Genomic DNA, 22929 nt, shown 5'->3' with positions numbered 1-22929 from the left:
ATATATGAGGATCTAAATATAAGTACTTAACTTATTAGAGATATTACTTGACTATTTTTCCAACTTCTGTGCAAATGTCGATGTTCATGCCACTTTAGTACTCCTGGGTAAAATACTAAAATGTAATTTTCTAATTCGTGTATTGAGTCTTTTTGCTCTAAATCATTTTTATAGTAAACGTTGTGTTCTGCTAAAACATATTTTCTGACCTTCTGATCTGTATAATTTTTTGCTTTATAGTTGTGAGTAACGCTAAATCTTTCTAAAATTGGCTTGTGTTTTAAATTCCAATATTGCCCTGAAAGTTTATCGCTTCCCAATACAAATTTATTTCCTCTTTCTTCTACGCTACTAACTGGAAAGCACGTATTTATGTCTCCTAAATCCCAACTGTCTGATAATACTATCTGCGCTTTTGCAAATTTAATCGATGGTAATAAACTCTGTGGTAATGGATATAGTGCTTTTAAGTTGTACCACAAATGATTTCTTTCATAAATACCGTTATAATTCTTTGTGTGAGGCTCGGTTTCTCCAAGGATTGCTACATCTAGGCGATATATATCATTGCTTAAAGCTCGTTCATAATGATCGCGTAGATAGTTTTCTATAATCCTAATAACTGGACCACTAGACCTGAAAAAATTTACTCTTCCAAATGATAACACTGGTCCATCTTTTTCTATTTTTACCCCTGAATAATCAGAAAGAAGATCTCCAAATAAACTCTCATCCAATATAAATCTCTGCGCATTATAATAATCGTTAAAAATCCTCATCAATCTGGATCTTACAGGCAGTAATAGTTTTGCCAGCTCTACTACTGCATCTACGAAGAAGTCATTTGGTACCTCTTTTATCCCTACTTGCAACTCAAAAAAATGTTTACCAGGTGGTTCTTCGATAATTTTAATATCTTCTATATTTGCCCATTTTAGTGCTATTTTTAGTGATGCTGGAGTTCCTCTCAGTCTTTGAAATTTTACTCCTTCTACTACGGCTTTTCTTTTATCCCTTATCCAACGTAGAATTTCCCCCAATCCATATTCTTCAACTAACCACGGCAATGTTTCTTCTTTAAGACTAAACTTAAATCCTCTGATACAGCTCGGATCAACCTTATAATCTATTGCATTAACCAGCGCTTTTTCTTGCTTTGTTGCGTTTGGCGGTAATAAACTTTTCATTTGTCTTTTCTTTCAAGTTGCTTTAATTTCCTTTATTTAGGTAGCTTATGAGTAAGCAAGAGATCATTTCAGAACTGATCAAAAATAAAGATGTTCTTAATATCGAAAACACTTTCCATAATATTTGACCATACTATCCATACTTTAAAAAATAAGTTACAACTTCTGGAAGAAAATCAATACTTTCGTCTCCCTAACATTGGGCATTTTTATCCAGTAAACCTTAAACCACTTATTGAACGCAATCCCCTCACTGGTACGATTCCACAAAACAAAAAAATACGTTTTAAATCCTATCTAACTTGACGTGGCCAAGCACTGCACACTCATTCCCCAATACTACAACATCCTCTTTTGGCTCGATTAATTCTACGTTTTCTACACCCTCTACAAATAGGTTTGCTATTATCCAAGATCTTGTAACATTCCATCCTAATCTTTTTGCTAATTCAAACTTCTTAATAAACTGCTTCTTGATTTCCTCCTTCGATATCACAGGACTTATGCTCATTCTGCTGTGAATATCTATTTCCGTAATATTGCAACCTATCACTGTTAATGTATCGGTTAAAACCCTTATATCATCTCTAGTAACCTGCTTTTTTACAATTTTAAGTAGTTCTTCTGATACTATGCCAGTTGTGGATAATTGTGTTGATAAGATTGAAATTTGTACTTTTCCTGGTATAGGTGATTCTACTAATGCATCTTTTACTCTACTATCTGCTGACAGTGCATGATACCTATAATACTCCTTGCTTCCACACGTGCTTGAGCCTACTATCTTTGCTTTAATTCTTTTTCTAAATCGTTCATCATCTTCTTCTTTTTGCCTCTCCACTCCATAAAACTCAGCTAAATTATCAAGATCTTCTCCCATTGCAAATTTTAGTAAATTGCTCTTTACTGATTCATTTATTCTTTGTCTTAGTAACAATTCCCTCCATGCTGCTACTTCTAATACCTTCATCGCTGGGTCACTTTCTACTAATGCTGTAAAACTTGCATCACACTTCACTAACTCTTCCTTCATCCGAGACAGAATTTCTTCGAAGTTCAGTCGCTCAATAATGTTAGTCTGCTGCATCTTTATACTATAAAGCGAATGTTTTTCCCACTTGGTACGTATAATCCTTCTAGGTCAAGCGTTACTTTTCCTTCTTTCACCTCTGTCATTTTTACTTTTTCTAGCTTAAATCTTTCCTCCCACCTTTGTAGAGCTTCTGCTACTGCTGAATAGATTTCCAAAGTTAAATCTCTATTTATTGGCTTATCTACTAATTCAAATAGTCTTGACCCATAATCTCTCCTCATTACTCTACTGTTAATAGGAGTGGTCAGTATATCAATTATTGATTGTTTCAGATGTTCTATTCCTTCTAATTCTTTTCCTGTTTTGGAGTCCATCCCTTTCATTTTTAGCCTGCAAACACGTTTTCACTGCCTTTTATTACTTTAAACCCACATGAAACTATATCTCCTACTCTTCCCGCTCCAAACCCATTTGCAAACACTGTTTTTGATCCTTCAGTTAATGCTCTTCCTTCACTAAATTTGTCTCCTTGTCTGCACATTGGCTTACCATTTACAGAAACATTGTTACTACCACTAATGCAAAAATGCGGTGTTACTTCTACACAATAATCTCCTACTCGTACAACCGATTTATTCATTTAATTAAGGTTTATTCTATCTGCTTTCAGTTTTATTTCGCTCTTCGTCATCTCTATGCTCGATTCCCCAGCTTTCAGTGTTATTTTGTCTACTACTTCAATCTCTAAATGATGCTTCTCTTGATCATATAACAATCTTGTTCCATCCTGAAACTTCACACTATTTATTTCTTTTTTATCCTCTGGTGCAGAGTATTTTTCCTGATATATTCCTCCTAATACCACTCCTAATGATAGTTCACCAAGAGGAGAAAATACCATTACTTGTTCATCGATATCTGGTGGAGACCAATTTCTATCTTTTCCTGCTTTGCTTGTTATCCATGGTAAATAATCTGTTAAAAATTCTCCTATTTTCACTCTTACTTTTGCTTTTTCACAATCTATTTCTTTTACAACTCCTATACGGACAATATTGGCTAATTTCCTCTGTAATTCTGCAATCGCAAAATTATTCTCTAACATTTATTTCACCGATTTCTATTTTGTGTGGCATAAATTTTCCTTCTTTCCAAATAGATCGCCCTACGTGTATTGTATGCACCCATTCTACCATCCACACAAGATATGCATCTAATTCAGGTCTAAATTCGTCAACTTCTGCAGAGATAAATTCTCCTGGTGAAACATTTTTTACGTTCCAAGTATTTTTATCTACTACTTTTGCTACTTCTGCTGCTAATGACCTGACAATAATAGCTGCATTTTCTATTGTGCTATCAATCACAATCCTCGCTTCAAATCTTGCTTTCAGCGCTAATTCTTCTGTTCCAGGATCATGTCCTTTTTCAAATCCGCTAAGTTCCACAAACACCGCTGGCGCTACTAATTCCTTTCTTATCGATGGATAAATTTCACATGTCTGTATTGCTGGTATTTCTTTCTTCAGTGTGGTGCAAATTGCGTTATGCAAATCTTTAAAATTCATACACTTCCTGTAATATAACTTAATTCACGTTCAAAAAATTTTGTAAATACTTTCTCAACCTCATAATTAACAAGATTCCCTATTATCCTTGAAGCCTCAGGTTCTAGTGGCAACTTAACTTCCTTTATTGGCAATGCTGCCCTTCCTTCACGTTTAAACATACCGCTATTTCCTTTTGGCATAACTGCTGCAAATCCTCCTATAAACTCATGCTTTCCTACTTTCGATCCTCTTCTTGTTTTTTGTATTTTGCCAATTGCCGATGCTTTAATGTCATAGAGATTTGCTCTAATTAACACTTCTAATCTGCTAGTTTTCGCCTTAAAAATTCTTAATCTCTTTCTTATCAAACTTAATTTTACCTTCTTTTCCTCACTGATTTCCTTAGCTGCTTTTGATTTTAGCCATATTGCTGTTTTGTTTAATGCACTCACTGTCGCTTTTTCCACTTTTTTCCTTTCAGCATCTATACTTTGTATAATACTACCGGTGTTAATACGCATTTATACTCCTGACGCTCGAATTTTCCATACCATTCCTGAATTATCTTGCAGCGGTGGAGAATATACTTTATATTTACGGTCACCTATAACAAAAATATCTCCTACAATTGGCTGCAGTACATCAAACGCACTTACTTCCAACACTAAAGTTTCTCCTACAAATTGCCCTTCACCAATCTCGTATAATTTATCTGGCTCTTGCTTTAATACTTGTACCATGTACGCCTTATTTTTCGACTCATACAAAGCTAACTCTCCTAAATGGGCAAAACAATCTTTAAATAATCTCTTTATATTTTTCTGCATACCATTTTTTCTAAAAGTCTTTACATATTATTTTAAACATATTGCATATCTTATATTTTTATGGTATATTTTTAAGGTCATAAATAGAGTTTTCTATGTGGGGACCCTACTATGTTGTTACTATTTTCGCTAAAACGGCCGGACGATGGCACATTGGCAGAGGATTTGACTGCGTATGTAAATCGGTCCCTCTATCAAATCTTCTTGGCTCTTGTTTTGCATAAAGCGGTTGTCCTAGTGTGTTTACCGTTTCATTAAAATCTGCTGGTGCAAAATATGTTGTAAATGTGCTCGCTGTTCCTACTGGAAAACAGTGCCCTGTATCTCTTTCTATAAACCTTCTTACGGTTCCTTCAGGATCAGTTGCTTGCCCTCTATATTCCTCAAACGTGATTCCACAAAACGTAAATCCTGATCTCATATCATTCCTTAGCGCTGCTCCTTCTTGCCATCTTTCATATGCTTCTTTTACTTTAGCATGAGAAGTGAGTGCATCAAAAAACTCAGGACTTACCAAGGCATGAATCCCGGTCATATATTCACCACTTAGATTATCTTCTATGTGCCTCAATACTTCCAGACACTTACGTTTTACATCTGTTGTTGCTGTTCCCAGTGCAAAATTTACTACTTTTGGTGTTATTTCAAATTCGTTGTACAGATTTAATAATTCTGACCCATCAGCATCTAAAATTATTCCTTTCAGCGCTCCCATTCTCAAATGCTCCAACGTTATTGCATGTTTGTTTCTCATTAGCTGCAAATGATCCGTTACTACATCTGCCAGCGCTTTAAGTTCACTCTCTGATCCAAATGCCCTTATTCCCTGTACTTCCTCTGGTAACACTACATCATCATGTGGAATATGTGGAATCGTAAACGTTCTTACCTTTCTTTTTCCTCTTTTTCCTACTGTTGCTGGTGCTCCTGGAACTTGTGTTGGCAACAGGCTTAAAACTCCATTATGTTCTTCTATGGTGATATGTCTAAATCTTACTGACCTATTTGGAAACAAGTTTAAATTTTCAACACGTCCATAATTTATCGGCAATATATTTATCGCATTTGTTAGCGCCGTCATGCTAAATGCTGTATTTGTAAATGGATTTTGCATTTTTTCTTTTCCCCCTTTTATATTTTTAATAGTTTTTTTAAGCTCCCTTGCGGATAATGATCCCTCGTGCTTCAAGTTGCTTTATTGCTTCAGCTTTCTGTTCTTCAGTGATATTTGCTGGCCACACAACTGCATGATCTGCTAGTATTGCACCACGAGTAATAATTACTGCTTTGGCATTTTCTGTCGCATTTACATCACTTACTATTGCACCTATTGCTGTTTGTGTGCCATCTGTTCCAGCAGGATTAAGTACTCTAATAAAACCATCTTCCGTCTTTTTGGCAACTACTGCACCAAGCTTAAGATTTTGACCTTTAGCTACTGTTATTTGGTCTCTTGAATATAGGTTGGACACTTCATATTTCAGAAGATCGCCTAAATTATTTCCTTCAGTTATACTTATCATGTCTTTTTCTCTCCTTTTTTTATTTTTTACAGCCGTGTTTATAACTGCTATACACCGCGGTTATTACCTTATAATTAGCCATTATGGCGCATTTTGGACACTTATTTACCGCAGAGCACTATATATGGCGGTTATAAAATTTAAATGCACCGACTTTTCGCTACCTGTGTCATCAAATCTTCCTGCGAATTCCGCGGTATTGCACTCAGTATCTCTGTCTTTTTCGTTCGCTCTGCAAGTAACTCCATTAAAACTTCCCGTGCTTGCTCAACACTTACGCCTTGCTCTATAAATTCTCCTATCTTTTCTGGCATCTTTGATACATTACATAATCTTATTATCTCTAAAATTTCTCTACGACAGTTCTCGTAGCTTTCCTCAATAGTTGTCATACTAACACTCCTACTTTTATGATTGTTGATAAATTCAAAAAATGTTGTAACTCCATCTGCAAGACCTATCTCTACTGCTTTCCCGCCAAAATATAGACCTGCTTCTGTTGATCGAATCTTTTCCATTGAAAGACCTCTGTTTCTTGCTATTAGCTGCAAAAACATTTCATATAGTCTTCCTACTTCTTTTTGTAAGCTTTCTAAACTTTCAGACGTCATTGGCTCATGCGGGTTTAAATCATTCTTTCGACTACCAGCAAAGATTGTGGTGTACTTAATACCTTGCCTTTCATCAAACCTACTTTGATCTATGTGACTTGCTATTACTCCAATACTGCCCACACCAGAAGTTCTGCTCACAAATACCTTCTCAGCGCTAGAAGCTATAGCATATGCAGCAGAATATGCATCATCATTTGCTATTGCAATAATTCTCTTTTTTGTTCTTGATTCATAAATAAAATCAGCTAGATCAAAGACACCGTTTACTTCCCCTCCTGGACTGTCTATGTCAAGTAGAATCGTCTCTATGCTTTTATCTCCTAAAGCACTCTCTATCTCTTCATGAATATTTTCATACGAAGTCATATCTAAAATATGATCAAAAGCTTCTGTTTTTTTTGTCAAAACTCCATAAATACGTATTATTGCTATTCCTTTTGGGTTTATATGAAAATGCTTTAAGTTCTTAAAGATAGGTTGTTTGCTGTTATATAATGATAGTAGTTCAAAGCTTCTTCTCTCTACCATTACTGGTTTATTTATCCACATCACCTTCCTTCCCTTTTATGATTAACATCAGAATCGAAACAAAGTCCAAAAGAATTAGCTCGCTTTTGATCTTCTGCTATTTCTTGGTCAATTTCTTCTACATCGTAACCCATTTCTGATACTACTTCTGCTCGACTCTTAAATCCATTTCTTACTGCCATTTGCTGTGCTTGCTGGTCTTTCAGTGGATCCACCCAATCAAATCCCTGTGGTATCCATTTTACTTCTTCTTTCGCTGCTTTTACTACTTTTTCATCTATACTCAGTTCTCCACAAAGTACTGCTAACTCTAGCCATCTACTCCATACTGGCCTGCAAAACTGAAATACTATAATGTTGTGTTGCAGCATAGCGCATCGACGACGAAACTCTATTAATCCAGCTCTGATTGATGAGTAATTAACACCTGTTAAATCTCCTGTTAGCTGCTCATATGTTATTCCTGTACCTATTGCTATTGCCCTCAGTTGCTGTCTCATGAATGCTTCATAACTTCCTCCAACATCTGATGGCTCTGAAAATTTTATGTCCTCTCCTGGGTCTAAAAGCTGCATTGTTCCAGGTTCCAGGCCAGATAGTGCTACTCCTTGCTCATTACTTTCACCTTCTCCCATGATATTTGCTTCTGGATCGAGTCTCGTAATAAATCCAGCAAACATTGCTGCTGTCTTTTTTCTCACTAATTCTGCATCATCGTATTGATCAAGTTCATAAAGCTTTAGCAGTATATTAGAAAGCCATGGCTCTCCTCTAATTTGCCCAGGTCTTAGTGGTCTATAGATATGTAAAACATCGTTTGCTGGTACTCTCACTGATTCTCCAAATGAGCCTTCTCCTGGATGTTCTCTAAATAAGTAATATGCTTCTCTTTGCCCAAGTCTATTGAACTCAATCCCGTTTCTTATTACATTACCATTTGCTAAAGTTTTATTTGTTTTATTTTCTAAATGTTCAGACTCAAGTACTTGCAGTTGTAATGGTACAGAAAATCTATCCTCTAGCTTTCTCGTTCTTAAACGTATAAAACATTCTCCTCCCTCTATCATACTTCTGCATACTAGAGCTTGTAATCCATAAAAATCACTTACTCCGTTACTATCTGCTTCATCTGTCCATCTTAGCCATAATTCTTGTACTTTCTTTCGAAATTCTCCATCTCTTGCTTTTGATTGCGGTTTTATTCCTGTTCCAATAGAGTTACTTACTATCGTATCAATTATATTTGCAGCGTAAGGATTTTTTCTCACCATATCACGTGATCTACTACGTAAAGTTTCAAGGTTTTGAGACAGCAAATTGTTTATACTTCCTAACTCTGGTTGAAAGTGAAAAAATCTTCTTCCTGAGCCTGCTGCATCCCACGCTGAGCTTTTTATCTTTGGTTTGTTAAATAATTGCTTGAAGGTTTTTAGCAGCATTTATAAAATTCCTTTACTCGTTGAAAAAACAATTTTCCTCTTTGGCTCCACTCCAGCAATCTTTAGCTCAGCTTTAATTCGTTGTCTTAAGCTTAGTAAATCATTTATATCTACTTCAGCATATCTTACAACATGGTCACCATATGCAATTGATACTACTCGCTCTCCGTTTTGTAGTTTCTTTATCGCTTCTTCGACTTGAATTAGATAATCTTCGTTATACATTTACTACTCGCTGATCCATTTGCTTTTCACTATTTTCTTTGATTTTTTACTTTCTGGTTTTTCACTTAAACTATTCCATTTACTCTCTGGCCATCTATCTATTCCCAGTGCTATCGATGCTGCTCTTGCATAAATCCTACAGTCTAATACTTCATTTCTTTCTCTTACCTTTTGCCACTCTTGTTTGGTATAACCTTTTACTACTTTGCTGACTAATTGCTCTGCCGTTAGCTGCTTAAAATATTCAGGTGCATACTCGGGAAAATGACAGTATCCTGCTGGAGCTTCTTCACCGTCCTTTAAAACATTAAGTAATTGAAAAAGTTCTGACTTTAAAATCGATACTCCCACTGGCCAGAGCTTTATTCCTCTCTTTAGCTTTTGACCACCGACTGTTATATCTACTCTACTTGGGCTGCTCAGTGGCACTAGGGCTTTATTTACACCTTTGACTGCCATTACTCTTCCAGATCCTTGATGACCTCTTACCCAGTTGTATACTTCTTGCGTTGCATATCCAGCATCTACTGCCATCATACTTATCATATATTCAAGATCATTTTCACCGATAAAATGATGATTGAGTAACTCTGAAAGCTTTCCCCATACTTCTCCTCCTCCAGTATCACCTTCAAATACTCGGTAGTCTATTGACCAACTTTCACGGCTTTTTCCCCATGCTACAACTTCTACTTCTAAACGATCTTTTTGGACATCAACACCTGCTGTGAGAACTACTTCGCCTTTTGGTACTGTGCCAATCTGAAAAAATTCTCTCCTGTTAAATAATTGCTTCCAGTCTGGTACTTCTCCTTTATCTACCCAAGTTTCTCCTAAAGTGGTATTTATCCAAACTTTCAGTAATTGTTCACTTTCCTTTGCATGGAGAAAGTCCTCTACTGCTTGTTGCCAACTATACCAACCAACTGGACTATAAAGACTTGAAAGATGAAATCCTTTTTTCTCACCTTTTACTCTATTAGTAGGTCTCCATTCTCCACGCTCAAGCATCTCTGTCTTTTGATGATTTTCTATTTTGCCGCTACATTCAGTACAGACATAATGTGCTGTTCTTGAGTCATTGTTTTCCCATTTTATTTGTGACCATTTTAAAACTTGATAGTAATTACAATGCGGACATGGAACAAAAAAGTATCTCTTATCTGTTGCTTCAAATTCTTTCTCAATTCTGCTTATTCCATGAATTGTTGGTGTTGATACTAAAAAAATCTTTCGCTGTGCAAATGTATTAGTTCGAGCAATACTAAGCAGTACTGGATCTCCTTCTCCTCCTGAATCTCCTGGGTAGGCATCTATTTCATCAAGAAAGAGATATTTTACTGGCATAGATCTCAGTGCTACACTGCTATTTGCTCCGGTTATTACTACTATTCCACCTGGAAATTCCTTACTTTGCACAGTATTGCCCGAATCTCTTGACCTTGGGTCTTTTACTTTATTTTTTAAACATGGCGTACTCTCTATTAACGGTGCAAATCTTCCCTTCGACCAACGTTTTCCCATTTCAACTGTTGGCTGTACTACTAGCATTGGACCTGGTGTTTGATCGATGATATAGCCTATCCAATTGTTACCAGCTTCTGTTCCTCCAATCTGCGCTCCTTTCATGAATACTACTTTTTCTGCAGTTGAAGACGGAGATAGTGAATCCATGATTTCTTTAAGGTATGGCGTTCTCTCTGTTCTCCATTTCCCTGGCTCTGATGCTGCAGTTGGCGCTAAAACTCGATACTCATTCGCCCACTCTGACACTTTAAGTAGTGGATCTGGCTTTAAACCTTCAGAAAAAGATGTAGCATATATCATATCGCTAGCTCTTCACCATCATTAGATGATACCTCAACATCACTTAAAATAGAACTGCACTCACTTGTTTTCTCACTTTCAAGTTCAATAAACATTTTCTTTTCAAGTGCTTCTTCTATGTACTTCTGAGTTAAATTACTCATTGCTATTGCAGCTATGAGCGCAACTATTCCCACCATTACCGCAGCTATAATGTTAGGGTAAATTCCCACTATCACTATTGCACATACTGTTATAGAAACACAGACGATATTGATATATTTCTTTATTTTTTTGTCTGCTATTTTCCTTTCTTCAAAATATTTATTGCTCAATAAATGAAATGTTGGAAAGTTCTTCTGTCTTCCAAATAACACTATTTCCTTCTCTTTGCTCAGTAATTTTATTAATTTTGCGTTGTTCGTTATTATTGCATACTGAAAAACATCCGTGGCATCTGCTCCTCTCTTTAGCAACAACTTTACTACGTTAAAGTGACCATGCTTTACAGCAACATAAATTCCCGTTTTTCCACTCTCATCTACAGCATCTATTTCAACTCCTTCACCAAGAATACCGTCTATTAGGTCTTCATATCCTTTTCTGGCAGCTAAATGAAGCAAACTGTTTTTATCAGCTCCGTATCTATTACTTGCTAAAATCTTTACTATATCTAATCTATTTGCTTCTTTTGCATAACAAAATGGTGTCTTGCCATTATCATCCTTAATTAAAGGATCTATATCTTCTCGCGTTAGTAAAACTTCTATTGTTTTCAGCCTTTCAGCATAATGTAGTGGCGTTTTATTTTCATAATCTTGTAAGTTAACCCCAGCATTAGGAACATTTATTAAGCATCTTACAATATCTAAACATAAGTCCCTTTCGTCGTAATTACTACTACTTATAGCTACGTGCAAAGAAGATAATTTCATTGCATTTCTGCCGCTGCCAACTACATTAACATTCGCACCAAGATTTGAAAGTAATTTTACTACTCCTAGCTTCTTGTTGTTTACTGCATAATGAATTGCTGCATGATTTCTCGCATCAAGAACATCTTTGTCCGCATTTCCTTCTCTAATTAAAATTTCTACTATTTGTTCATGCCCAGCTCCTGCCGCTAAGTGTAACGGTGTATGTAGTAAAGCATTCTGCTCATTAACATTAGTCCCTTTGTCGAGTAAAAACCTTACAGCATTTGCTTCATTCAACATCGCAGCTAAGTGAAGTAAGCTATCTTTCTCCAATCCATATTTGTGATTGATTAGTGCTTGTAATATCTCTTCTTTTGCACAATCCAGCGCACTTTTACCATTATCATCAGTGATCAGTGGATTAATATTTTTCCTATTTAGTAAGAGAGCAACCATACTAAGCTCGTTAATTTCTACTGCATAATGTAGTGGGGTTTTCCCATTTAATCCTCTAACATTTACATCCACTCCTGGTTGATTAATAAGACACTTTATTAATTCTAAACTTAAGTTAGCAGACATTATTTAAAACTTAATATTAGATAATTCTTGTAATGAGTTTGTAATCTCTTCGGTTAGCGCCATATGAATCTTTTCAGTGTCACTCAGTGATGCAAGCAGTGCTGAAACTCTATTTGGAATATTAAGCAAATTATTACGTACAACTCTTGCTACATTAAATGCATCGCGCTTTACTTCCTCTACTGCTACAAGTTCACCAATCTCAGCCTTAGCTTTCGCCTCAAGAAGTTTACCTCGTTCCATTTCATTTTTTATTCGAGTTTTTAGCAACATCGTGGAAAGGTTACTTGTATTTTCGTTTTCTGGATTTTTCCTCCTAAGTGGCTGACTTGGATCTCTTATTGCCGCTACTGCTTCATTTGCTTGTTCTCTATTGATCAAACCATCCTCCAACTCAACTATCCCTTTCTTTACTAAATAACAGACATATTGCTTTGATACTCCTATCTCTCTTGCCCATTCTGTTTGTGTTATTTTTTTCACTTTTTTTTTTCTTCTCTCTTTTTTGCCTATTTTTTACGAATTTTCTTCTTGAGTCTCTGAAAAGGTTTTACCAGTACCGGCTAAAATGGCATCTCTTCCCGTGTATACTTGCCAACGTTTTATCGTTACATCTACAAACTTTGAATCTAGCTCTATTGTTCTGCAAATTCTTCCTGTTCTCTCACATGCAATCAATGTGCTACCAGAACCACTAAATGGATCAAGTACTATATCTCCTGGTCTACTGCTATTAACTATTGCTCTTTCCATTAATTCTACTGGCTTCATCGTTGGATGTAGTGTATTGTGCGTTGGCTTATCATAAAACCACAGATCACTTTGATTTCTTCCTCCATGCCACTCACGTTTATTGCCGCTTTTCCATCCATAGAGCATTGCTTCGTATTGTCTTTGATAATCTGATCTGCCTAGCGTAAAGTGATTCTTTGCCCAAATGATAAATGTTGACCATTTTCCTCCTGCCTCTTCAAATGCTTTTTGCAACGTTGAAAACTCTGATGATGATATGCAAATGTAAATTGCACCTTTCGTATATGCTAAAATATGGGAACAGATATCGTAGAGAAAAATTTCGTACTTTTCACCTTGATTATCGTTTAATATTTTTTTATCTTGGCTACCACCATAATCAACATTATATGGAGGATCACAAACAGTAATGTCTGCCATTTTATCATCTAACAGCGCTTTATATGATTCAACTACAGAGCTATCACCACAATAGATTCGATGATCACCTAAAATCCAAAGATCACCTGGTTTTGTTACTTTTTTGTCATCAATAGCTAAGTCAGAAAGATCTTCTTTTTCACTATCTAAATCATCAAGGAAATGTTGAACTTTTTCTAATTCAAATCCAGTCATTTTAAGATCAAACTGTAAATCTTCTAACTCTTGAATTTCTACTTTCAAAAGCTCATCATCCCACTTTGCCCAATTAGCTGATTGATTGGCCAGTAATCGAAAAGCTTTGGTTTGTGGTTCATTTAAATTATCACTTAAGACCACTGGAATACTTTCCATACCAAGTTTTCTTGCTGCTTTAAGTCTTAAATGACCATCAACCACAGTGCCATCGCTTTTTGCAACTATTGGTATATGAAAGCCAAATTCCCTGATTGAAGCACACATTCTATTTACTACATCATCATTTTTACGAGGATTACGCTTATATTCGACGAGGTTTTCAACAGGATAGTAGTGGATTGCTAAATTCATATAATTTAAATCCTTAATAATTAAAAAGTTAATATTCAAAATATCTCTGACGCTAAAGAAGGCCTGGGGTTGAACCCACCAAATCCGCCATTCTGGCTGAAAGGACCCACTTTTTATGGATTTTTCGTCTTATTAATATCTTTACTAATATAGAACATTAATGCCAAAGCATCGGCCTCATTATCATCTCTAGGTGAAAAACTTTTTTCACGTATCGCTTCAATAACTTCACTCTTACTTGCATTGCCTTTGCCTGCTATAAAGCGTTTTATAGTTTTAACATTAACACCTTGGTAGGGAATATTGTTCTCTTCACACCAAGCAGACAGCACTGCAAGAAACCCACCGTAGCAATGGGCTGCATCAGTTCCTAAATGTCTTCTCACCTCCTCAAAGTACACTGCAGAAATGTCTTTCAAAGAATTGAGCCAATTGCAAAAGTTTAAGAAACACATTCCACCTCCGCTGAAACGACTACCATGAAAGCTTTTGCTCCCACTTTCAATTATTCCATCTGTTAGAATTGCCCAGCCTGTTTGCTTGCCGAGATCTAGCGTTAAGATTGACGTACAAAAACTCCTTTGTGTAATTAAAGTTCAATGCCCTGTATAATATATATGTACGATGACTCGCAAATTCGTCCGCAATTTTGAAAAAAAATTAAAAAAAATTTCATATCCTGCCATTTGAGTTTTTTTCATCTTTACTTATCTTAATAACTATTTTACATAACTTATATTACGCCAATATTTATATTATTATATTATCATATATTATATTTTACCTGTATTTAAATATATATATAATATATATAAGACTTCAGTAATCCGCAAACCCTCTTTACTGGCCGATTTTAGCCACTTAACTTTAGAAACGGCTTTTAGGAATAGAACATAAAAAAGACAATATTATCAATAACTTAACGATCACTGCTTTCTGAAATACTAATTAGTAACTCAGAAATTAGGTATGAAATTGGTAGTTTTTTACCTATGAAAAAGTAGCTTCAGTAGTGTATCAAAACGTTTAAATCTTATTTTAATTTTTAAAGATTTTATTCTTTTAGATAAAAAAATTATTACTACTTTTTTATAACAAATTAGTCATACAAAGTCTTGGTAAAAATCTCTATTCATGAAACTTTTGGAGTTTTTATGAAGAATTCTTATCAAGGAATCGATTCTACAATTGTTAAACATGTGAGATTTCAAGCTTCGCGCCTTAAATCCAAAAGCTGTTTTATTAACGAAAGTCTCGAAGATATAGAACAAGAGCTTTTTTGTCAGGTTTGGCAATATCTTAACCAGCACGATGAGAAAAGAAGTAGTTTTAGTACTTTCGTTGCTAGATTAGCTAATTATTGTGCTCGCAATATGTTACGCAATCAGTTATGTCTAAAACGTAATATAACTTTTGATGATATAAACGACGATATTCCAGATCATAGGAACTCGGAAATCGAAGCGATAATTCGCACTGATATAAATAATATAATTTCAACTTTGTCTGAAAAAGATAGTAATTTATGTCAATTACTTAAGGTATTTACTATTACTGAAGTTTCTGTAATAACCAAAATACCAAAGACACCTATCTATCGCACACTAGAACGAATACGCGATAAATTCTCAGTTTTAGAGAAGTTATAAGCTCTCGATTATATTTGCTCAAAAATTTTTTTTTGCAAATTGCGGACGAATTGCCTAGGTCATCGTACATATATATTTAGGTACTGGGAGAAAAATGAAAATAATGAACAGCAATGAACGGCTAAAAGTTCAAACAGGTATAAAAATGGTCATCTTTGGTCCTTATGGTATAGGTAAAACTAGTCTCTTAAAGACCATAAATGAACCAACACTTTGTCTTGATTTTGAGGCAGGTTTACTTGCTGTTCAAGATTGGCAAGGGGATTCTGTAAGTATTCGTACTTGGAATGAGGCAAGAGATATTGCATGTCTCATAGGTGGTCCTAATCCTGCGTTAAAATCTGACTCAGCATATAGCCAAAGACACTATGAGCATGTATCCAGTAAATACAAAGAGCTTGCTTCGGAGTTTCTCAAGTATCGATGTGTTTTTATCGATAGTATTACAGTAGCCTCGCGTTTATGTCTTTTATGGTCAAAAATGCAACCTGAAGCTTTTTCTGAAAGATCAGGAAAACAAGATATGAGAGCTGCTTACGGGTTACTTGCTCAAGAGATGATGGCTTGGCTCAATCAGTTTCAACATATTCCAAATAAAGACATCATTACAGTTGGAACTCTTGGGCAATACCTTGATGATTTCAATCGCTCAACTTGGCTACCTCAATGTGAAGGAGCTAAAACTGCAAGTGAAATTCCTGGGATAGTTGACGAAGTAATCAGTATGGTTGGAATCAAGAAAGATGATGGTACAGAGGTTCGTTCATTTGTCTGTCAGACAATTAATTCTTGGGGATATCCTGCTAAAGATCGAAGTGGATGCCTGAATATGGTTGAAGAACCGCATCTAGGAAAACTTCTTACAAAGATTAAAACCAAAGCTTTTGCAATTCAACCTATCACGCACAACATATAGGAGGTTATTATATGCTACAAAACTTTTTAACTATTGGTCAAAAAATTCCTTTTTTCAGTGTGAAAGAATACTTGGATGATCAATCGCCAATACCAGAAGATATAATCTCACCAAGAATTTTAATAAAAAGAGGCTTATTGGTACTGGGTGGCCCACCTAAAATCGGCAAGAGTGACTTTTTGATCTCTTGGCTTGTCCACATGGCCGCTGGGACTCCGCCAACAATATTGCAATAAACCTGAAACTTGAGAAGACTATTTCCCGAAAGCTTCTACAAAAAGAACGGAGAGTTGAATTTATTTATAGAGCTAATGATCAAATAACCATATGTCTCGATGGATAATATATGGTAGAGCTCATGGGCAACAAGAAATTAATAGTTCGTATTAGTTGTAGTTATGAAGTAAATCGATTAGCAGAGTTGTATCTATTAGATGCATATGAAAAATTAGTGTTAAGTAAACCAATAAAAGCGAGCAAAAAGGAAGAAAACTCTGAATATAAGAAAGTAGATTTGAGGACGGTAAAATGGTAACAGTTAGTTTATATGCAAGAGTTTCTTCAGGGAAGCAAGCACAAGAAGATACAATAGCAAGCCAAATTGCTACTATAGAGAATCAAATTAGTATGGATGGACATAAATTATTAAATGAATATAAATTTATTGATAATGGTTATAGTGGTTCTAACATAATCCGTCCTGGTTTGGAAAAATTACGTGATAAAATAGCAGAAGGTAACATTGATAAGGTTTATATTCATTCTCCTGATCGTTTATCTCGTAAGTATGCATATCAGATGATATTACTTGAAGAGTTTAAGAAATTAGGAGTGGAAGTCATTTTTTTAAATCATCAAATTAGCGATAATCCAGAATCTCAATTACTATTACAAATGCAAGGTATGATAGCAGAATACGAACGTGCAAAAATCATGGAACGAAGTCGTCGAGGAAAGATTTATGCAGCAAATAAGGGTTGTATAAGTGTAATGAGTGCTGCTCCTTATGGCTATCGTTATATAAACAAAAATACAGAAACAGGACAGGCCTTATTTGAGATTTATGAAGAAGAAGCTGAAGTTGTTCGTAAAGTATTTTCTTGGGTAGGAAGAGAAAGAGCCAGTATAGGAGAAGTATGTCGTAGGCTAAGTGCTATGTCCATTATGACGAGAACTGGAAAAGAGTATTGGGATAGGGCTGTAGTTTTGAGTATGTTAAAAAACTCTGCTTATAAAGGACAAGCAGCTTTTGGTAAAACAAGGTTTGGTGTCAAACTAAAACATATAAGACCGAAAAAAAACTCCTGCGAGCATCCAAAAGATAATTATTCTACTTATCCTGTTCCAAAAGAGGATTGGATTTATATTAAAGTACCTAGTATAGTAAGCGAAGATTTATTTGAAATCGTTCAAGAACAATTAGCTGAGAATAGAAAAATAGCAAGAACAAGACAAAGAGGAGCAAGACATTTATTGCAAGGTTTAGTAGTATGTAAGCTTTGCAATTATGCATATTATGGTACTAGCACTGCAAGGAATAAGGAGGGGGAAAAAACTAATAATCAGGTATATTATCGTTGTGTTGGCACGGATTCATACCGTTTTGGCGGTAATAAAATGTGTAACAACAAATTAATTCGTACAGATACATTAGACATGGCTGTGTGGGAAGAGGTAAAACATCTATTAAAAAATCCAAATAGAATATTAGAGGAGTATAAACGTAGACTTTCAGAACTTAAAAAATCACCACTAGATCAAAAAAGTGCTTTGCTTGAAATACAAGAAGATAAGTTAAAACGAGGTATTGCAAGGTTAATTGATAGTTATGCTCAAGAATATATTGATCAAGAAGAATTTGAGCCAAGAATTAAAGCAATGAAACAAAACTTAAAAATGGTTGAAGAACAAAAGAAAAAGATATTTGATCAGAAAAAACTCACACAAGAGTTAACTCTAGTAGTAACAAATTTAGAGGGGTTTTCCTCTAGTATTAACTCAAGTCTTAATAATGCAGACTGGCTAACTAAACGTGATATTATTAGAACGTTAGTTAAGCGAATTGAGATTAATTTTGAGGATGTAAACATTGTGTTTAGAGTAAAAGAGCTTCCAGACTCTTTTCATATGGAGAAAAATCAATGCTTGCAATGTTGTTGTAGGGGTAGGGATGGCTATATTTGGCAGCAATAATTCTCACGTATGGTAGTTAATGAGTAGTGCAATAAATAAACAATTGGTTATGAACTCTTTATTAATGGCCATTAATAGGCGTAAACCTGTTAAAAATCTACTGCTGCACAGTGACCAAGGTTCACAATATACTGCGCAAGGGTATCAATATCTCTTAGCTGTAAAGAATATAGATGAGTAATAAAGGCTGTTGTTACGACAATTCTGTTGCAGAAAGCTTCTTTAGCTCATTGAAAAGAGAAATACTTATTGATACTTCACAACACTCTGCTCAACACACTAGAACTGCAATATTTGAATACATAGAAATTTTTTATAACAAACAACGTCACTATTAACTATTGCATTCCAGAACAATTTGATGCATCATTCTTTTTGTAAAAAACATTCCACACTTTCTCTCCACTTTTTCTGGGTAAGGTCAGTCAAACCTCCATTTTTTTTATATCAATTTATTACTTTTTTTTCGGTTTGACACACTTTTTTGAACCATACGCGTCAAGTTAAGGAAATAAAGGTATGAAAGAGATAGAATAATAAGGTATAAGTTCTCCCAGATATACTTTTAGTGAGAGAACCAATGAATAAAATAACTTGCTTATCAAAAAAGCTCAAAGAATTTTTTAATGAAAAAGCAGAGAAAATCTCAATTACAACAAGGTTTATAAAAAGAAAGAGAAAGCTAAAAGGTTCATCATTCGTAAAAGCCATGGTCTTGGGTAATATAGGAGTTGATAATTGTAGCGTAGAAACAATGTGTCAATTACTAAACGAGGACTCGATAGATATAACAAAACAAGGTTTGGATTTTAGATTTACTGAAGAAGCAGTGGAATTTATGAAAAGGATGTATAATGAATCTGTGATTCTCTTTAAAAATATCTTGCAAGTTGATTGCAAAATCTTACAGCAATTTAATAGTGTTAAATTATTGGACAGTAGCTATATTACTCTACCTAACAGTATGGAAGAGATGTATAAAGGTTATGGTACTAGCTACAGTGGCTATGAAAGCAATACTAAGTCTGGAATAAAGTTACAATTAGTTTTCGACTACATGAATCAGATAATAGACCAACTTAATTTAACGGAGGGGGTAAGATCAGACCAGGGATATAGGAAACATTTAAGTAATATATTAAGCAATGATTTGCTAATATCTGATCTCGGTTATTTTGTGCCAAGTTCTTTTAAACAAATCAATGAAATAGGAGCTTATTTCATAAGTCGTCGATACCAACATATATGATGTAGAAACAAATCAAAAAATGGAGTTATTAGAATGTTTAGAGGATAAGTTATTTTTAGAAAACGAGGTATTGTTAGGAAAAGAAGCAAAAATTAGAGTAAGAATTATATGTCAGAAACTAACTGAAGAACAGTCTATGGCCAGAAGAAGGAAAGCTAATAGATTAGCAAGATCGCAGGGATATACATCCTCTAAAAGAAATCAAAAATTGTTGAACTGGTCAATATTTATAACTAATGTTCCAGAAAATAAAATTAGTGCTGAGCAAGTATTAACGATTTACAGAGTAAGGTGGCAAATTGAGTTATTATTTAAATTGTATAAAAGCCATATCAGGCTTGATAAGCTAAAAGGAAAGCCATGCAGAGTATTATGTGAACTATATGCTAAATTGTGCGCAATTCTTATATTTCACGGCATAGTTGGTTGCACAGAAGTGAAAAAGAATACAGAACTTAGCTTAACAAAGGCATTTATTGAGCTAAAAAGGCGGGTTAGAGAGTTATTTTTAGTATTAACCAAAATTAATAGTTTAAAAGCATTTCTTAAAAAACTCACTATAACTTGGTCGCGATTTTCATTAAAAGACAAACGTAGAAGGGCTAGAGTATCCACTTTAACCTCTCTAAATTTGCTCACAATCTCTTAACTTGACGCGTATGGTTCAAAAAAGTGTGTCAAACCGAAAAAAAAGTAATAAATTGATATAAAAAAAATGGAGGTTTGACAATGAGTCAGAAAGTAGTAAACAGAACTACCGGTTTGGTAGATTACAAAGAACTGGAAGCAAATATACTGTCATCAATAAGGGAAGGCAGACCATTAACAGGAAGGGATGGAGCATTTACACCACTTATAAAAAAGCTGCTGGAGGCAAGTTTGGAAGGTGAAATAGAAAATCACTTATTAGCTGAAAGTGAAGAGAGGGTTTGGTTGGAAGAAGTGGAGTAGCGAATGGATATACAAAACGCTGGGTCTATATTCAGACTACAGAATAAGGTATTACAAACCGAAAGCATCACCAGCACAATATGTTATAAACTTTGGTAAAGAATCTGCTAGGAAAGCGTAGTGCGGATGCTGCGTTTGACGAGGCGGGAGCTGGAAACGTTAACATGGGAATTTGGATTGAGGCCTATTGTGAAAACAATGGATCAGCCACCAAACCCTAAAGTAGGCGCGCCAGTTCTTGACCCTACATGTTTTTTTGAAGGTTAAATCCAGCTTAGGGTCGAGAAACTTAGATAAAGCCATAGCCAAAGTGTTTAAAAATATTAATAATTATACACACAATTATTCAACCATATTTTTGAAGATAGCTATGCCGCCGCGGTATCTCTTAGCCGCTAACAAGTAGCGGGATGACGATTGTTGGTAAATCTAAGTCAGTTTAGCTATAGGCAGCAATTTTCTGTATTTATTTTAAATTGAAGGAAGCTCAAATGAAAGATCATGTTTTGCTAAAAATCATAGAATGCAGTCTAACAGTGAACGGTTACGCTTTTGATCAAAAATGTTGTATAGTACACAATCAATTTTTCTGGATCCAAGTAGTCAAGGCACTGCCTTTGTGTTTGAGGCAAAATCGGCTATAACACTTAACATACTGCCTTTGCAAACAAATGTTCGTACAGTTATGTGTCAGCTACTTGCATGACGCCATTGCCTGAACGGGTACCAATGATTACCTATCAATCTCACCAAAAACTATATCGAGTGAGCCAATAATTGCTGCAACGTCAGCAAGCATGTGTCCTTTTGCCATAAAGTCTAAGGCTTGTAAATGCGCAAAGCCAGGTGCTCTTATTCGGCACCTATAAGGTCTATTGGTACCATCTGAAACTATATACACTCCAAACTCACCTTTTGGTGCCTCAACAACTGCGTAAGCCTCACCTTCTGGTACGTGATATCCTTCTGAATAGAGCTTAAAATGGTGAATCAGAGCTTCCATAGATTTTTTCATCTCTGCTCTTGACGGTGGAGAAATTTTTCTATCTTCAGTTTTTATTTGCCCTTCAGGCATTTTCTCTATGCACTGCTTCACCAAACTGATAGATTGCCTAATCTCTGCCATTCTAACTAGATAACGGTCATAACAGTCGCCATTTTGGCCGATCGGTATATCAAAATCTAGTTGATCATATATCTCATATGGCTGGCTTTTTCGCAAATCCCAAGCAAGCCCAGCAGCGCGCAACATTGGGCCACTAAAGCCCCAATCAAGTGCCTGTTTAATTGATATTTCACTAATTCCTACAGTGCGTTGCTTCCATATCCTATTTTCTGTTAAAAGTTCATCAACATCGTCTATATATTTTGGAAATTGCTCTATAAACTTTGCAATATCCTCAATCAAATCTTCTGGAACATCTGCTGCAATTCCACCTGGCCTGATGTAAGCTGCGTGAAACCTTGCACCTGAAGCTCTTTCGTAAAATTCCAGTATTTTTTCTCTTTCTTCAAAGAGCCATAAAAGAGGGGTCATTGCTCCAACATCAAGTGCTTGAGAAGAAACGTTCAGTAAATGATTTAGTATTCTCGTCAGTTCACAAAACAAGACACGTAAATACTTTGCCCTAATTGGCACTTCACATTGCAACAATTTCTCCACACAAAGTGAATATGCATGCTCTTGTGACATTGGTGATACGTAATCAAGGCGATCAAAATAAGGCAAAGCTTGAAGATACGTTTTATGTTCTATTAATTTTTCAGTACCGCGGTGCAAAAGCCCAATATGGGGATCTGCCCTCTCGATCACTTCACCATCCATCTCTAAAACAAGACGCAACACTCCATGTGCAGCTGGGTGTTGAGGTCCAAAATTTAACATCATTGTCTTTAGATCGGGCATGTCCAGTAGTTTAAGATATTAAAATTGTATAGGCTAAAATGCGCTCAAAGTCAATAAACTTCTTGCATAGGCTACAACTATCATTCAATAGAAACAAAAACTTTTACAATGG

The 22929-nt window shown here is 35.3% G+C and carries 26 protein-coding genes and 3 pseudogenes; 10 read left to right on the top strand and 19 right to left on the bottom strand.

The genetic code is table 11. From position 1 onward, the window contains the following. Nucleotides 1–26: 26 nt before the first annotated feature. From AAGD79_RS02290 to AAGD79_RS02205, 18 genes are all read right to left on the bottom strand, one after another. On the bottom strand, nucleotides 27–1187 hold the full coding sequence (locus tag AAGD79_RS02290; RefSeq protein ID WP_341811540.1) for a phage tail protein: 1161 nt from the start codon (nucleotides 1185–1187) through the stop codon (nucleotides 27–29). A 286-nt stretch (nucleotides 1188–1473) separates the two neighbouring features. Then, the gene (locus AAGD79_RS02285) at nucleotides 1474–2274 is read right to left on the bottom strand and encodes a baseplate J/gp47 family protein (protein ID WP_341811539.1); all 801 of its coding nucleotides are present in this window, start codon (nucleotides 2272–2274) and stop codon (nucleotides 1474–1476) included. Nucleotides 2275–2276: 2 nt separating this feature from the next. Then, a complete protein-coding gene (locus tag AAGD79_RS02280) occupies nucleotides 2277–2603 on the bottom strand; it encodes a GPW/gp25 family protein (protein ID WP_341811538.1) in 327 nt (108 codons plus the stop codon). A 2-nt stretch (nucleotides 2604–2605) separates the two neighbouring features. Further along, nucleotides 2606–2860 carry a PAAR domain-containing protein gene (locus tag AAGD79_RS02275; RefSeq protein WP_264704364.1) on the bottom strand — a complete coding sequence of 85 codons (255 nt, stop codon included), beginning with the start codon at nucleotides 2858–2860 and terminating at the stop codon, nucleotides 2606–2608. After that, nucleotides 2861–3325: a phage baseplate assembly protein V gene (locus AAGD79_RS02270; protein ID WP_341811536.1), complete on the bottom strand. Its 465-nt coding sequence runs from the start codon at nucleotides 3323–3325 to the stop codon at nucleotides 2861–2863. After that, the gene (locus AAGD79_RS02265; RefSeq protein ID WP_264685224.1) at nucleotides 3312–3788 is read right to left on the bottom strand and encodes a hypothetical protein; all 477 of its coding nucleotides are present in this window, start codon (nucleotides 3786–3788) and stop codon (nucleotides 3312–3314) included. Before AAGD79_RS02265 ends, AAGD79_RS02270 begins: the two co-directional genes overlap by 14 nt. After that, nucleotides 3785–4291, bottom strand: a complete 507-nt coding sequence (locus AAGD79_RS02260) for a phage tail protein (protein ID WP_264685223.1) — start codon at nucleotides 4289–4291, stop codon at nucleotides 3785–3787. Before AAGD79_RS02260 ends, AAGD79_RS02265 begins: the two co-directional genes overlap by 4 nt. Then, complete coding sequence (locus AAGD79_RS02255) at nucleotides 4292–4597, bottom strand: hypothetical protein (protein ID WP_338481578.1); 306 nt, start codon at nucleotides 4595–4597, stop codon at nucleotides 4292–4294. Nucleotides 4598–4706: 109 nt separating this feature from the next. After that, complete coding sequence (locus AAGD79_RS02250) at nucleotides 4707–5711, bottom strand: major capsid protein (protein ID WP_341811535.1); 1005 nt, start codon at nucleotides 5709–5711, stop codon at nucleotides 4707–4709. A gap of 37 nt (nucleotides 5712–5748) precedes the next feature. Continuing rightward, a complete protein-coding gene (locus AAGD79_RS02245; protein WP_341811534.1) occupies nucleotides 5749–6120 on the bottom strand; it encodes a head decoration protein in 372 nt (123 codons plus the stop codon). Nucleotides 6121–6260: 140 nt separating this feature from the next. Then, a complete protein-coding gene (locus AAGD79_RS02240) occupies nucleotides 6261–7283 on the bottom strand; it encodes a S49 family peptidase (protein ID WP_341811632.1) in 1023 nt (340 codons plus the stop codon). Then, nucleotides 7283–8701 carry a phage portal protein gene (locus AAGD79_RS02235; protein WP_341811533.1) on the bottom strand — a complete coding sequence of 473 codons (1419 nt, stop codon included), beginning with the start codon at nucleotides 8699–8701 and terminating at the stop codon, nucleotides 7283–7285. The genes AAGD79_RS02240 and AAGD79_RS02235 overlap by 1 nt, the downstream gene beginning before the upstream one ends. Then, nucleotides 8702–8926: a gpW family head-tail joining protein gene (locus AAGD79_RS02230; protein ID WP_341811532.1), complete on the bottom strand. Its 225-nt coding sequence runs from the start codon at nucleotides 8924–8926 to the stop codon at nucleotides 8702–8704. Between the two features lie 3 nt (nucleotides 8927–8929). Further along, complete coding sequence (locus AAGD79_RS02225; RefSeq protein WP_341811531.1) at nucleotides 8930–10753, bottom strand: phage terminase large subunit family protein; 1824 nt, start codon at nucleotides 10751–10753, stop codon at nucleotides 8930–8932. Further along, nucleotides 10750–12231, bottom strand: a complete 1482-nt coding sequence (locus AAGD79_RS02220; protein ID WP_341811530.1) for an ankyrin repeat domain-containing protein — start codon at nucleotides 12229–12231, stop codon at nucleotides 10750–10752. Before AAGD79_RS02220 ends, AAGD79_RS02225 begins: the two co-directional genes overlap by 4 nt. 3 nt (nucleotides 12232–12234) lie before the next feature. Further along, nucleotides 12235–12714, bottom strand: coding sequence for a hypothetical protein (locus AAGD79_RS02215; protein ID WP_264378236.1), 480 nt, complete (start codon nucleotides 12712–12714; stop codon nucleotides 12235–12237). A gap of 33 nt (nucleotides 12715–12747) precedes the next feature. Further along, nucleotides 12748–13953, bottom strand: coding sequence for a DNA modification methylase (locus AAGD79_RS02210; protein WP_341811529.1), 1206 nt, complete (start codon nucleotides 13951–13953; stop codon nucleotides 12748–12750). Between the two features lie 113 nt (nucleotides 13954–14066). Then, nucleotides 14067–14516 carry a crossover junction endodeoxyribonuclease RuvC gene (locus AAGD79_RS02205; RefSeq protein WP_038228276.1) on the bottom strand — a complete coding sequence of 150 codons (450 nt, stop codon included), beginning with the start codon at nucleotides 14514–14516 and terminating at the stop codon, nucleotides 14067–14069. Between the two features lie 591 nt (nucleotides 14517–15107). Between AAGD79_RS02205 and AAGD79_RS02200 the strand changes: the two genes are divergently transcribed. From AAGD79_RS02200 to AAGD79_RS02160, 10 genes and pseudogenes are all read left to right on the top strand, one after another. Further along, the gene (locus AAGD79_RS02200) at nucleotides 15108–15602 is read left to right on the top strand and encodes a sigma-70 family RNA polymerase sigma factor (protein ID WP_341811528.1); all 495 of its coding nucleotides are present in this window, start codon (nucleotides 15108–15110) and stop codon (nucleotides 15600–15602) included. A gap of 94 nt (nucleotides 15603–15696) precedes the next feature. Beyond that, entirely contained in the window at nucleotides 15697–16518 is an 822-nt protein-coding gene (locus AAGD79_RS02195; RefSeq protein ID WP_213863537.1) for an ATP-binding protein, read from the top strand. A gap of 11 nt (nucleotides 16519–16529) precedes the next feature. Beyond that, nucleotides 16530–16730 (top strand): annotated as a pseudogene (locus AAGD79_RS02190) (hypothetical protein); the annotation flags it as partial. A 146-nt stretch (nucleotides 16731–16876) separates the two neighbouring features. Then, complete coding sequence (locus AAGD79_RS02185; RefSeq protein ID WP_182319925.1) at nucleotides 16877–17053, top strand: hypothetical protein; 177 nt, start codon at nucleotides 16877–16879, stop codon at nucleotides 17051–17053. Continuing rightward, on the top strand, nucleotides 17047–18711 hold the full coding sequence (locus tag AAGD79_RS02180) for a recombinase family protein (protein ID WP_341811362.1): 1665 nt from the start codon (nucleotides 17047–17049) through the stop codon (nucleotides 18709–18711). Before AAGD79_RS02185 ends, AAGD79_RS02180 begins: the two co-directional genes overlap by 7 nt. 19 nt (nucleotides 18712–18730) lie before the next feature. After that, on the top strand, nucleotides 18731–18892 hold the full coding sequence (locus AAGD79_RS06965) for a DDE-type integrase/transposase/recombinase (protein WP_010082071.1): 162 nt from the start codon (nucleotides 18731–18733) through the stop codon (nucleotides 18890–18892). Next, nucleotides 18885–19049, top strand: coding sequence for an IS3 family transposase (locus AAGD79_RS02175; protein WP_084741697.1), 165 nt, complete (start codon nucleotides 18885–18887; stop codon nucleotides 19047–19049). The genes AAGD79_RS06965 and AAGD79_RS02175 overlap by 8 nt, the downstream gene beginning before the upstream one ends. Before the next feature lie 242 nt (nucleotides 19050–19291). Then, nucleotides 19292–20609, top strand: a pseudogene (locus AAGD79_RS02170) (IS4 family transposase). Nucleotides 20610–20689: 80 nt separating this feature from the next. Beyond that, nucleotides 20690–20884, top strand: a pseudogene (locus AAGD79_RS02165) (IS256 family transposase); the annotation flags it as partial. Nucleotides 20885–21473: 589 nt separating this feature from the next. After that, complete coding sequence (locus AAGD79_RS02160) at nucleotides 21474–21617, top strand: hypothetical protein (protein ID WP_153296793.1); 144 nt, start codon at nucleotides 21474–21476, stop codon at nucleotides 21615–21617. A gap of 27 nt (nucleotides 21618–21644) precedes the next feature. Here the strand turns inward: AAGD79_RS02160 and AAGD79_RS02155 are convergent, their stop codons facing one another. Beyond that, on the bottom strand, nucleotides 21645–22817 hold the full coding sequence (locus tag AAGD79_RS02155; RefSeq protein WP_010962676.1) for an NADH-quinone oxidoreductase subunit D: 1173 nt from the start codon (nucleotides 22815–22817) through the stop codon (nucleotides 21645–21647). Between the last annotated feature and the right edge of the window lie 112 nt (nucleotides 22818–22929).

This window comes from Wolbachia endosymbiont (group A) of Oxytorus armatus, from assembly GCF_964027005.1.
In the GTDB taxonomy this organism is placed as follows: domain Bacteria; phylum Pseudomonadota; class Alphaproteobacteria; order Rickettsiales; family Anaplasmataceae; genus Wolbachia; species Wolbachia pipientis.
This window is presented reverse-complemented; position numbering and strand designations above follow the sequence as displayed.